The 12,100-nt window shown below is 65.6% G+C and carries 13 protein-coding genes and 1 tRNA gene; 10 read left to right on the top strand and 4 right to left on the bottom strand.

Going from position 1 to position 12,100, the window contains the following annotated elements; genetic code table 11:
• The first annotated feature begins 15 nt into the window (after nucleotides 1–15).
• Nucleotides 16–474 (top strand): 3-hydroxyacyl-ACP dehydratase FabZ, encoded by a 459-nt coding sequence (gene fabZ / locus ASG07_RS05660; RefSeq protein WP_055843954.1) that lies wholly within the window; start codon nucleotides 16–18, stop codon nucleotides 472–474.
• A 96-nt stretch (nucleotides 475–570) separates the two neighbouring features.
• Nucleotides 571–801 carry a 50S ribosomal protein L31 gene (rpmE, locus tag ASG07_RS05655; protein WP_055843416.1) on the top strand — a complete coding sequence of 77 codons (231 nt, stop codon included), beginning with the start codon at nucleotides 571–573 and terminating at the stop codon, nucleotides 799–801.
• A gap of 74 nt (nucleotides 802–875) precedes the next feature.
• Here rpmE and ASG07_RS05650 read toward each other — a convergent pair.
• Nucleotides 876–965: transfer RNA gene (locus tag ASG07_RS05650), tRNA-Ser, on the bottom strand.
• Nucleotides 966–1,056: 91 nt separating this feature from the next.
• Between ASG07_RS05650 and ASG07_RS05645 the strand changes: the two genes are divergently transcribed.
• The 8 genes from ASG07_RS05645 (at nucleotide 1,057) to mazG (ending at nucleotide 8,774) form a co-directional block, all read left to right on the top strand.
• Nucleotides 1,057–2,076: a lytic murein transglycosylase gene (locus ASG07_RS05645; protein WP_055843952.1), complete on the top strand. Its 1,020-nt coding sequence runs from the start codon at nucleotides 1,057–1,059 to the stop codon at nucleotides 2,074–2,076.
• A 32-nt stretch (nucleotides 2,077–2,108) separates the two neighbouring features.
• Entirely contained in the window at nucleotides 2,109–3,284 is a 1,176-nt protein-coding gene (locus ASG07_RS05640) for a D-alanyl-D-alanine carboxypeptidase family protein (protein WP_055843414.1), read from the top strand.
• A 4-nt stretch (nucleotides 3,285–3,288) separates the two neighbouring features.
• The gene (locus ASG07_RS05635; RefSeq protein WP_055843412.1) at nucleotides 3,289–4,260 is read left to right on the top strand and encodes an AAA family ATPase; all 972 of its coding nucleotides are present in this window, start codon (nucleotides 3,289–3,291) and stop codon (nucleotides 4,258–4,260) included.
• A 78-nt stretch (nucleotides 4,261–4,338) separates the two neighbouring features.
• On the top strand, nucleotides 4,339–5,889 hold the full coding sequence (metG, locus tag ASG07_RS05630) for a methionine--tRNA ligase (RefSeq protein WP_055843409.1): 1,551 nt from the start codon (nucleotides 4,339–4,341) through the stop codon (nucleotides 5,887–5,889).
• Complete coding sequence (locus tag ASG07_RS05625; RefSeq protein ID WP_055843407.1) at nucleotides 5,889–6,665, top strand: TatD family hydrolase; 777 nt, start codon at nucleotides 5,889–5,891, stop codon at nucleotides 6,663–6,665. Before metG ends, ASG07_RS05625 begins: the two co-directional genes overlap by 1 nt.
• A complete protein-coding gene (locus tag ASG07_RS05620; RefSeq protein ID WP_055843405.1) occupies nucleotides 6,662–7,420 on the top strand; it encodes an MBL fold metallo-hydrolase in 759 nt (252 codons plus the stop codon). Before ASG07_RS05625 ends, ASG07_RS05620 begins: the two co-directional genes overlap by 4 nt.
• A complete protein-coding gene (locus ASG07_RS05615) occupies nucleotides 7,417–8,001 on the top strand; it encodes a retropepsin-like aspartic protease family protein (protein WP_236694572.1) in 585 nt (194 codons plus the stop codon). Before ASG07_RS05620 ends, ASG07_RS05615 begins: the two co-directional genes overlap by 4 nt.
• Before the next feature lie 32 nt (nucleotides 8,002–8,033).
• Nucleotides 8,034–8,774, top strand: coding sequence for a nucleoside triphosphate pyrophosphohydrolase (gene mazG, locus ASG07_RS05610; protein WP_201780967.1), 741 nt, complete (start codon nucleotides 8,034–8,036; stop codon nucleotides 8,772–8,774).
• On the opposite strand, the gene hflX is transcribed toward mazG, so the two are convergent.
• The 3 genes from hflX to ntrX all read right to left on the bottom strand — a co-directional run bounded on the left by hflX (nucleotide 8,755) and on the right by ntrX (nucleotide 12,089).
• Nucleotides 8,755–10,047, bottom strand: a complete 1,293-nt coding sequence (gene hflX, locus ASG07_RS05605; RefSeq protein WP_055843403.1) for a GTPase HflX — start codon at nucleotides 10,045–10,047, stop codon at nucleotides 8,755–8,757. The genes mazG and hflX overlap by 20 nt on opposite strands.
• A gap of 10 nt (nucleotides 10,048–10,057) precedes the next feature.
• On the bottom strand, nucleotides 10,058–10,633 hold the full coding sequence (gene hfq / locus ASG07_RS05600) for an RNA chaperone Hfq (RefSeq protein ID WP_269082625.1): 576 nt from the start codon (nucleotides 10,631–10,633) through the stop codon (nucleotides 10,058–10,060).
• 82 nt (nucleotides 10,634–10,715) lie between these two features.
• Nucleotides 10,716–12,089, bottom strand: a complete 1,374-nt coding sequence (ntrX, locus tag ASG07_RS05595; RefSeq protein ID WP_055843398.1) for a nitrogen assimilation response regulator NtrX — start codon at nucleotides 12,087–12,089, stop codon at nucleotides 10,716–10,718.
• Nucleotides 12,090–12,100: the final 11 nt, after the last annotated feature.

Raw genomic sequence — 12,100 nt, 5'->3', positions numbered from 1 at the left:
CCGGCCGACACCGCCATGACGACGCTCCAGATCGGGCACGTCATGGCGGCGTTGCCGCATCGCTATCCGATGCTGCTCGTCGACCGCGTCGCCGAGCTGGTGAAGGACGAGCGGATCGTCGCCATCAAGGCGGTGACGATTAACGAGCAGTTCTTCCAAGGGCATTTCCCGGGTCGGCCGATCATGCCCGGCGTCCTGATCGTCGAGGCGCTGGCGCAGGCCGCGGGTATTCTCGCGGTCGAGAGCCTCGGTCTCGCGGGTTCGGGCAAGCTCGTCTATTTCATGGCGATCGACGGCGCAAAGTTCCGCAAGCCGGTGGAGCCGGGCGTTCTCCTCCATCTGGAGGCGGAATTCGTGCAGAAACGCGGCAGCGTATGCAAGTTCGCTGGACGCGCGAAGATCGACGGCCAGGTCGTTGCGGAGGCGCAGTTCACCGCGATGATCGCCGATCCGCCGAAGGCGTCGCAGGCCTGACCTCCGCGTAAATTTTGACATCGACGGCGCGGCTCGATAAGGGCCTCGCCTTGTTCTTCGGGCTGGTCGGAACCAGCCACATCAGGAGCGTGACCCATGAAGGCCGATACCCATCCCGACTATCACACGATCAAGGTCGTCATGACCGACGGCACCGTGTTCGAAACCCGCTCCACTTGGGGCAAGGAGGGCGACACGATGACGCTTGACATCGATCCGCTGGCGCACCCGGCATGGACCGGCGGTCGCGGCACGATGCTCGACACGGGTGGTCAGGTCGCACGCTTCAACAAGCGTTTCGGCGGCGGGCTCACGCTCCGCAAGTAAGCCGCACGGTTTGCGCGAACAAAGGCCGGGTGCTCATCGGAGCGCCCGGCCTTTTTCGTTGCCGATGAGAATAGTGGCGGAGAGAGTGGGATTCGAACCCACGGTAGGCTTCCACCTACGGCGGTTTTCAAGACCGCTGCCTTAAACCACTCGGCCATCTCTCCGGTGCGCTCCCCGATAGCGGACGCGCCGGTCCGTGCAAGCCCGGCGATGATCGGGGTTGTCGCGAACGGCTTTGGCCGCGATGAGGAGGGGATGTGGGGACAGAAAGCGGCGCTGGCCGTCATCGCCGTAGCGGCCAATATCACGCCCGTCGCGGCGCAGGATGCTGCATTCGACGCATATCTGATGCAGGTGAAGGTGCGCGCGGTCGCACAAGGGGTTCAGGCCGCCACCGTCGATCGCGAATTCATGGGTCTGACGGTCAATCCGCGCGTCATAGATCTCGACCGCGGTCAGCCCGGCAACCCGCAAAGCACCAGCTTCTCGCCCTTCGCGCCATACCGCGCGCAGCATGTCGATGCCGCCCGGATCGGGCGTGGGCGGGGCGTCTATCAGGCGCAGCGCGCCCGGCTGTCGAGCATCGAGCAACAGACCGGCGTCCCCGAGTCGATCATGGTCGCGATCTGGGGGCATGAGACGAACTACGGCAGCTACACCGGCAATTTCGACCTGATCCGCTCGCTCGCCAGCCTTGCATACGAGGGACGTCGCCGAGCCCTGTTCGAGGGGGAGTTGATCGCCGCGCTGAAGATGATCGATCGTGGCGTGCCCCGCTCGCAATTGAAGGGCAGCTGGGCCGGGGCGACGGGCAATCCGCAGTTCCTGCCGTCGATCTATCTCCGCCTCGCCCGCGACGGCGATGGCGATGGCCGTGCGGATATCTGGTCGAGCCAGCCGGATACGCTGGCCTCCATCGCCAATTACTTCGCCAATGCGGGCTGGCGTCCGGGCCAGCCGTGGGGCGTAGCGGTGTCGGTGCCGTCGACGTTCGACCGCAGCGCGATCCGCAACACATTGGTCAGCCCGCGCTGCCCGCGGGTGTTCCAGCGGCACAGCGGCTGGCGTTCGATGGCGGAGTGGCGCGCGCTCGGCATCCTGCCTCAGGGCCGCGCCTTTCCGGCGGACAATGTTCAGGCGACGCTGATGGAGCCGGACGGGGAGGGCGCCACCGCGTACCTGCTGACCGGCAATTATCGTGTCATCCTCGATTATAACTGCTCGAATTTCTACGCCTTGTCGGTGGGTCTGCTCGCCGATGCTGTGGAGGGCTGACGCCGCCGTGAAGCGTCGCTAAGGACCGTGACATGATCAGGCTTTACCTCGCTCCGTTCGCCGCACCGCTCGCTCTCGCGGCGCTCGCCGTACCCTCGATCGCGGCTGCGCCGCAGTTCCAGACGCCCGCGCCGATCGCCTATCTTAAGGACCTGTCGACGGGCGCGGTGCTGTTCGCGCGCGACGCCGATCGCCGCATGCCGCCCGCATCGATGGCGAAGATGATGACGGTCTACGTCGCGTTCGACCTCATCAAGCGCGGCGAGCTGAAGCTGAACGACATGGTCACGGTCCGCCCGGAGACGTGGCAGCGCTGGCACGGCCCGGCGGCCGGATCGACGATGTTCCTGTCGGCGAACGAACAGGTCAGCGTCGCCAACCTGCTCTACGGGATCGTCACGCTGTCGGGGAACGATGCGTGTGTCGTCCTGGCGGAGCATATTTCCGGCTCCGAACAATCGTTCACGGAGCGGATGAACCGGATGGCCGGGCAGATCGGCCTCAAGAACAGTCATTTCGGCACGTCGAACGGCTGGCCCGACAACGGCGTCACCTTCGTCACCGCGCATGACCTTGCCGAGCTGGCCGACGCGACGATCACCAACTTCCCGCAGCTCTACAAGCAGTTCTATTCGCGCCGGGATTTCACCTGGGGCAAGACGATGGGCGGCGCGGAGATCACGCAGGCCAATCGCGATCCGTTGCTGGGCCGCGTCGCCGGTGCCGACGGGCTGAAGACCGGCCACACCGAGGAGGCCGGGTACGGCTTCACCGGATCGGCGGAACAGAACGGCCGTCGCCTCGTGATGGTCGTGGCCGGACTCAACACCTTCGGACAGCGGGCCGAGGAATCGGTGCGGATGATGGACTGGGGCTTTCGCGCGTGGCAGGCCAAGCCGATCGCGGCCAAGGGCAAGCAGGTCGAAACCGCCGACGTCCAGATGGGCGATGCATCCACCGTCGGCCTCGTCGCGCCCAAGGCTCTGACGGTGACGCTGCCCGCTGGTCTGGCTCCCGAACTGAAGGCCCGCGTCGTCTATAATGGGCCGATCAAGGCCCCGATCAAGGCGGGCCAGCATATCGCGGATCTCGTCGTGTCCTCGCCGGACGTGCCCGAGCAGCGCCTGCCGCTGGTCGCGGCGGCCGATGTCGGGGAGGCGGGCTTCTTTCGCCGCGCATGGAACGGGCTGACGTCGTTCTTCGGATGACGCGGTGACGTCACTCCTCGGCAACGCGGCGGCGCGGGCGGGATTTCGCGCGGCGCTGGACAGCGGGGCGTTGCATCATGCCTGGTTGATCGCCGGTCCCGAGGGGGTCGGAAAAGCGAGCTTCGCGCGCATGGCAGCGCGTCGGATGCTGGCCGAAGCCATCGATCGGTCGTTGCCACCGGGCTTCGGCGTGCCGGACGATCACCGTACGGCGTTCCTGTTCGCGGCCGGTTCGCACCCCGATTACCGGCTGCTCGAACGGTTGCAGAAGGACCCGGACAAACCCGAATTCGCGCGGTCGATCACGATCGCGCAGGTTCGCACGCTCCAGCCGCTGTTTGCCACCGCGCCCGCGATGAGCAGCCGTCGCGTGGTCGTGATTGACTCGATCGACGATCTGGAGCGCAGCGGCGCGAACGCCTTGCTCAAGAACCTGGAGGAGCCGCCGGCGGGTACGATCTTCCTGCTGGTCAGTCATGCACCCGGCAAGCTGCTGCCGACGATCCGTTCCCGGTGCCGCTTGCTGCGCTTCGAGCGGTTGGCCGATGGGGAGGTTGCGACGGTCCTGCACGCGCAATTGCCCGAGGCGGACGAGTCGGAGATCGCCGCGCTGGTCGCCGCCGCGGACGGCGCGCCGGGGCGGGGGCTGCGCTTCGCGGGCCTCGATCTCGGCAGGGTGGATCAGGCGATCGCCGCTATCGCTGCGGACGGGGACCCCGACAATGGCCAGCGCGCGGCGCTGGCGAAGCAACTGTCGGGCAAGCCGGCGCAGGCCCGCTACGAAGCGTTCCTCGACCGGGTTCCGGCATTCATCGCCTGCGCGGCGAAGGCGCGCTTGGGAGAGCCGCTGAGGACCGCGCTCGATGCGCATGCCGCCGCGCGCGAACTGGCCGGAGCCGCACGCGGTCTGTCGCTGGACGCTAGCGGTACCGTGTTCGAGATGGCGTGCATTCTCGCGAGACTGCACGCCGACTGATCCAGGTCGTTGCAGAGGCCGCCCGTAAGATCGTTCGGACATTGCCAGTGCGAGGCGTGCGCCGTAGGGACGGCGACTATGGGTGAGCCCTTCTACATTACCACCGCGATCCACTATCCCAACGGACGGCCGCATATCGGCCATGCGTACGAGATGGTTGCCGCCGACGTCATCGCCCGCTTTCAGCGGCAGGCCGGGCGCGACGTGCTGTTCCAGACCGGCACCGACGAGCACGGGCTGAAGATGGCGCAGGCGGCGCGCGCCCGGGGGCTGGAAACTCGCGCGTTTGCAGATGAAATGTCATCGCATTTCAGTGGTATGGCGGATCGCTTTCACATCTCGTATGATCGGTTCATTCGCACGGTGGACAGGGATCATTATGCCGCCAGTCAGGCGATCTGGCAGGCGATGGTGGAATCCGGCGACCTGTATCTCGACCGGTACGAGGGCTGGTACTCGGTTCGCGACGAAGCATTTTACGACGAGAAGGAGCTGACGGGGGAGGGCGACGATCGCCTGTCGCCGCAGGGGACCCCGGTCGAGTGGACGGCCGAGGAGACGTGGTTCTTCCGCCTGTCGAAGTATCAGCAGCCGCTGCTCGACCTCTATGCGGCCGAACCGGATTTCATCCGGCCGGACAGCCGCCGCAACGAGGTCATGCGGTTCGTCGAGGGCGGCCTGTCGGACCTGTCCGTATCGCGGACCAGTTTCGACTGGGGCGTGCCGGTGCCGGGCAGTCCCGGACACGTCATGTACGTGTGGGTCGATGCGCTGACCAATTACCTGACCGGAACGGGCTATCCCGACGCGAGCGTATCGAATGCGCGGTTCTGGCCGGCGGACCTGCATCTGATCGGCAAGGACATCGTCCGTTTTCACGCGGTCTACTGGCCGGCGTTCCTGATGTCGGCGAAGATCCCGCTGCCCAAGAGCGTGTTCGGGCACGGTTTCCTGCTCAGCCGCGGCGAGAAGATGTCGAAATCGGTCGGCAACGTCGTCGATCCGATGGCACTGGCCGACGCGTTCGGGATCGATGCGCTCCGCTATTTCTTCCTGCGCGAGGTCAGCTTCGGGCAGGACGGCTCCTACTCGCCCGAGGCGATCGTGACTCGCGTCAACGCCGAACTGGCGAACGCGTTCGGCAATCTCGCCCAGCGGACCTTGTCGTTCATCGCCAAGAATCTCGACGGCGCGTTTCCCGATGCCGGCCGGCGCGACGATGCCGACGCCGTCCTGATCGAGGAGGTCGTCGTCGCCTGCGCCGCGCTGAAAGCGGCGTTCGGCGACCTGTCGCTGAGCCAGGGGATCGAGGCGTGGATGCGCGGCGTCTATGCCTGCAACCAGTATATCGACGTGCAGGCGCCGTGGTCGCTGCGCAAGACCGATCCGGAACGGATGCACGCGGTGCTGGGTACGCTGGTCCGCGCGATCCGGATGCTGGCGATCGCGATCCTGCCGGTGGTGCCCACGGGCGCGGCGACGATCCTTGACCTGCTTGGCGCCGATGCGCGCGATCATGCGGCGATCGACGACGACGGCTGGTATGCGGCGCAGGTGGCCAGCGGTTTCCGCCTCGCCGCGCCGAAGCCTGCCTTCCCCCGGCTGGAGCTGCCGGCGGAGGTCGCCTGATGCTTGCCGACAGCCATTGCCACCTGAACTACAAGGGGCTGGTCGAGGATCAGCCGGCAGTGCTGGCCCGTGCCCGTGCGCGCGGCGTAACGGCGATGCTCAACATCGCCACGCGGGAGAGCGAATGGGACGCGGTGCTCGCCACCGCGGAGCGCGAGCCCGACGTCTGGGCGACGGTGGGCATCCACCCGCACGAGGCGGACCAGCACGCGCATGTCGACACCGCCAAACTCGTCGAGCGCGCCACGCATCCGCGGATCGTCGGCATTGGTGAATCAGGCCTCGACTATCATTACGATCATTCCGACCGGGAGCGGCAGCAGGCCAGCTTCCGCGCGCACATCGCAGCGTGTCGCGACACCGGCCTGCCGCTGATCGTCCATACGCGCGACGCGGAGGAGGACACCGCCGCCATCCTGGCGGAGGAGATGGGGAATGGGGCCTATCCCGGCGTCATCCACTGTTTCACGGCCAGTCGAAGTTTCGCCGACAAGGCGCTGGCGTTGGGATTCTACATCTCGATCTCCGGCATCGTCACCTTTAAGAACGCGATTGATCTACAGGCGACGGCGCGCGACCTGCCCGCGGAGCGGATATTGGTTGAAACCGACGCGCCGTTCCTCGCGCCCGTTCCGCATCGGGGAAGACCCGGCGAGCCGGCGTTTGTCGTCGATACGTTGGCGTTCGTAGCCAAGTTGCGTGGCGACGATCCGGTGGCGCTCGCCGAACGGACGGCGGAGAATTTCCACACCCTGTTCGCCAAGACGCGCGCATGAAGGTCACGATCCTCGGCTCCGGCACATCGTCCGGTGTGCCGCGGATCGGCAACGAATGGGGCGCATGCGATCCAGATGAGCCGCGAAACCGCCGCTCGCGCGCGTCGATCCTCGTCGAACATGACGATACGCGCATTCTGGTCGATACGAGTCCGGACATGCGCGAGCAGTTGCTGGCGGTCGAGGTAGGCCGGGTCGATGCAGTAATCTGGACGCACGATCATGCCGACCACTGCCACGGGATCGATGACCTTCGCCAATTGTATCATGCTCTTGGCCGGCCGGTGCCCGGCCATGCGCGATCGGCGACGCTGAGGGTCCTGAAGGATCGGTTCGCCTATGTATTCGAGGGCAAGGGCGGTTATCCGGCGACGGTAGAGGCGACGGTGCTGCCCGACCGGCTGACCATCGGCAGCATTGTCGTGTCGGTCGCCGACCAGCCGCACGGCCGCATCACCAGTGCGGGGCTGTGCTTCGAAGCCGGCGGCAGGCGGATTGGATATGCCACCGATTTCAGTGCAATGACCGACGATATGCGAGCGCTGTATCAGAATCTGGATGTCCTTGTCATTGATGCGCTCCGCCATGAGCCGCATCCGACGCACCCAACGGTGGCCCAGTCGCTCGCGTGGATTGCGGAGTTGAGGCCGGGCCGGGCGGCGACGGTGCACATGGATCATACGCTGGACTACGCCACGTTGGCGGCAGAGCTGCCGTTCGGGGTCGAGCCCGGTTACGACGGGCTGATCCTGTGAGCGAGCGGTCCGTGGATATGGTGTTCTACGGGCTGATGATCCTGCTGCCCCTGTCCGCGCTGATCGCCCGGCGGCCGCCACCGGGGCAAACGCTACGGATGGCGGCGGCATGGGTAGGGATTTTCGCGATCGGGCTGGTGCTGGTCAGCCAACGAGACAGACTGCCGTCGTTGAACCGGCTTCTCGACGATCAGGAGGTGTCGGGCACCGAAACACGGATTGGCATGGCCGAGGACGGCCATTTCCACGCGGTCGCATCGATCAACGGCGTTCGAGCGCCGATGCTGGTGGACAGTGGCGCGACCACGATTGCGCTTTCGGTCGCAACCGCGAAGGCCGCCGGGCTGGACCTGAACGAGCGCGCGTTTCCAGTGATGATCGATACCGCCAATGGTCGCGTCGTTGCGCGTAGGGTTACGATAAAGTCGCTGAAGGTCGGTAGTGTCACGGTCAGCGACATTGCGGCGGTCGTGTCGGAGGCATTCGGCGATCAGGACATCATCGGCATGAACTTCCTGTCGCGGCTGGTGTCGTGGCGCGTGGAAGGTCGCACCCTGATCCTCCAGCCAAACAAGACTTAGTTTTACATAATGGTTATTATCGACGAGATATCATGAGTGATTCATCGCTCGATCGCCTCCTCGCGATCATGGCGCGGCTGCGCGACCGGGACAGCGGCTGCGAATGGGATCTGGCGCAACGCTGGGACACGATCGCGCCATACACGATCGAGGAGGCTTACGAGGTCGCCGATGCTGTCGCACGCGGATCGATCGAGGATGTCCGCGACGAACTGGGTGACCTTTTGCTGCAGGTCGTGTTCCAGAGCCGAATCGCAGAGGAAGATGGTCTGTTCGCGTTTGAAGACGTCGCGGCGGCGATCGCCGACAAGATGGAACGTCGGCATCCGCACATCTTCGGATCCGCAGGCGAACGGCCGGATTGGGATACCGTGAAGGCCGCCGAGCGGCCTGCCGATGCCGGTGCGCTGGTGGGCGTCACGCTGGGACTGCCGGCGCTCAACCGGTCGGAAAAATTGCAGAAGCGCGCGGCGCGGGTCGGGTTCGACTGGCCTGATGCCACTGGACCGCGCGCGAAGATCGACGAGGAACTGGCGGAAGTCGATGACGCCGGCCCGGACGGACTCGCCGAAGAGATCGGCGATCTGCTGTTCAGCGTCGTGAACTACGCCCGCCATCGCGGCGTCGATCCCGAGGCCGCGCTGCGCGACGCCAACGCCAAGTTCGAGCGACGCTTCGCGGGCATGGAGGCTCTGGCGGGCGCCGGATTTTCAGCAATGACGCTGGATCAAAAGGAACGACTTTGGGCGTCCGTCAAGCGAAGCGACGGTTGAAGCGCGCGTAATCCTCTTCGCTCAGGCGCACGTCGAACGTCGTCGCGTCGTCCGCCGTCGCCTGCGCCAGCACCTCACCATTGGCGTGCAGCCACGCAGCCCCCGCCCCGTCGGTGCTGTCGAGCGAGATCGTGTAGCGATGATGTCCTTCGGTCAGCCGTCCGGCGACGGCGGTGGACAGCCGGTCCACCCCTTCCCCGGTCAACGCCGAGATAACCATCACGTCGCTTCGCCGCGCCGCCTGTTGCAGCGCGTCGGCGCGCCTGTCGTCGTCGAGCAGGTCGAGCTTGTTCCACGCTTCGAACCGGGGCGTCGACGCTGTCACACCGATCTCCTCCAGGACCGCCTCGACATCGGCACGCTGCGCCTCCGTATCGGGGTGGGCGATGTCCCGCACGTGGATCAGCAGGTCGGCCGATACCACCTCCTCGAGCGTCGCCTTGAACGCGGCGACGAGCTGCGTCGGCAAATCGGAAACGAAACCGACCGTGTCGGACAGGATTGCCTTGTCGATGCCGGGTAGCGAAATCTGCCGCAGCGTGGGATCGAGGGTCGCGAACAGCAGGTTTTCGGCCATGACGTGTGCGCCGGTCAGGCGATTGAACAGCGTCGACTTGCCCGCATTGGTGTAGCCGACGAGTGCGATCACCGGCCACGGTGCGCGTTGACGCCGGTCGCGGTGCAACCCCCGCGTGCGGCTGACCTGATCGAGTTCGCGCCGCAGCCGTGCCATCCGGTCGCGGATCATGCGGCGGTCGGCCTCGATCTGCGTCTCACCGGGACCACCGAGAAACCCAAAACCGCCGCGCTGGCGCTCTAAATGAGTCCAGCTGCGGACCAGGCGCCCGGCCTGATAATCAAGATGCGCCAGTTCGACCTGAAGCCGACCCTCTGCGGTCGCGGCGCGCTCGCCGAAGATTTCGAGGATGAGTCCGGTACGGTCGATGACCTTGGCGGACAGGCCGGTTTCCAGATTGCGTTGCTGCACGGGCGTCAGCGCGGCGTCGAACACGACCAGCGCCGCGTCCTCCATCGTTACGCGCGTCGCCAGCTCCTCCATCTGGCCGCTGCCGATCAGCGTCGCAGGACGTGGCGTGCGGACGCGCAACGCGGCGCGATCAACCACCTCCAGCCCGATCGCGGCGGCGAGCCCGGCACATTCCTCCAGCCGCGCCTCGACATCGCGCGTCGAATCGCCCCGGTCGGGCAGCACGACGATCGCGCGTGCGCCGCGGACGACATCGTCGCGATCACGATCGAACCCTGTGTTCACGATGCTGTCCTCAATCGTCCGCCGCTTCGCCCTGCTCCTCGGCGAGGTTCAGCGCACGCGCCGGCTGGATCGTCGACACAGCATGCTTGTAGACGAGCTGCACCATGCCTTCACGCTGAAGCAACATGCAGAACAGGTCGAACCTGGCGATCTGCCCCTGCAACATGACGCCGTTGATGAGGAACATCGTCACGCTGTCTTCGGACTTGCGGACGGCATTCAGGAACAATTCCTGCAACAGCGGTGACTTGCGCTGCGCTTCGCCGATGCTGTCGAGGATCGGGTCGAGGTCGAACGTGCCGCCGGGCATGATCGTTGAAATCGCGTGCTTGTAGATCAACTGCGACTGGCCGTCGCGGCGCAGCAGCACGGAAAAATTATCGAACCAGGTGACGATACCCTGAAGCTTCACACCCTTTACCAGGAACATCGTCACCGGCGTCTTGGAGCGGCGGAGGGCATTCAGGAACAGGTCCTGAAGGGAGGTCTGCTTTTCGGCCATGCGGCACCCTTCTTGTTGGCGGAGCGGTGCCCCGCGATGCGCCGTTTTCCGGCGTCGGAAACCGGACGTGACGTCCGGCTCCACCGTTATGGCGACGATACCACGAGAAGTGAAGGTGGTGCGGCCACGGGAGAAAGTGTTTTTACCATCCACCCGTTCATATGCGTCAGTCTTCGCGCGTTTCCGTGATGCCGAGCAATTTCAGCTTCCGGTGCAAAGCAGACCGTTCCATGCCGATGAAACTGGCAGTGCGAGAGATATTGCCGGAGAAGCGCCGGATCTGGACGCGCAGATATTCCCGCTCGAAAGATTCCCGTGCCTCGCGCAAGGGCGCGCCCATGATCGCGGTCGTCCCGCTACCGCCGGCCACACCTTGCCCCAGCACCTCCGCTGGCAGCAGGTCGAGATCGATGCGGCCGATCCTGTCACCGGGCGCCATGATGACGGTCCGCTCCACGACATTGCGAAGCTGCCGGACGTTGCCGGGCCATTCATAGGATTGCAGCGCGACCATCGCATCGGGCGCGATCTCGGGTGTCGGCACGCGGCGCTCGGACGCGTAATGCGCGATGAAGTGTTGGACCAGCGGTGGAATGTCCTCCCGTCGGTCGGCGAGGGGCGGCAGGATCACGGGGACGACGTTTAACCGGTAATATAGGTCTTCGCGGAACCGCCCCTCGGCGATCTCCCCGGTCAGATTGCGCGAGGTGGCGGAGACGACGCGGACGTCGACCTTCACGACCCGGCTGCCACCGACACGCGTGAAGCTTTGATCGGTCAGCACGCGCAGGATGCGCGCCTGTGTCGCCACCGGCATGTCGGCGATCTCGTCGAGGAACAACGTGCCGCCATGTGCCTGTTCGAGCAGACCGGGCCGCACGAGATCGCCTCCCTCCTCGACCCCGAACAGCTCCTCCTCGACGCGTTCCGGCGTCATGTTGGCCGCGGATACTATGACGAATGGCGCGGCGGTCCGCTGGCTCCAGCCGTGCAACAGCCGGGCTGCGACCTCCTTGCCGACGCCGGCAGGGCCGACGATCAGCACGCGGCTTCCCGTCGCAGCGACGCGCTTCAGCGTAGCACGGACGCCGTTGATCGAGGCCGAGTTGCCAGTCAGGTCGGTGTCGCGGCCAGCATAGGCGCGCAACGATGCGACCTCGCGGCGCAACCGCTCGGTTTCGGTCGCACGCGCGACCATCAGCAGCAGGCGCTCGGCCTCGAACGGCTTCTCGATGAAATCGACCGCGCCCTTGCGGATCGCGGCGACGGCGGTGTCGATGCTGCCATGGCCAGAAATGACAAGAACCGGGATCGAGGCATCGCGGCGCTTGATCTCGTCCAGCAGTTCCAGCCCATCAAGCCGCGACCCCTGAAGCCAGACGTCGAGCAGCACCAGCGACGGCCGGCGTTCGGCGATCGCCTCCAGCGCGGCATCGCTGTGCGCGGCGCCACGGGTTTCGTAGCCCTCGTCCTCCAACACACCCGCGACCAGTTCGCGGATGTCCGTTTCATCGTCAACGACCAGGATGTCGAGCGCCATTATGCTATGTC

Origin of the sequence: Sphingomonas sp. Leaf343, from assembly GCF_001423765.1 — a bacterium.
In the GTDB taxonomy this organism is placed as follows: domain Bacteria; phylum Pseudomonadota; class Alphaproteobacteria; order Sphingomonadales; family Sphingomonadaceae; genus Sphingomonas.
This window is presented reverse-complemented; position numbering and strand designations above follow the sequence as displayed.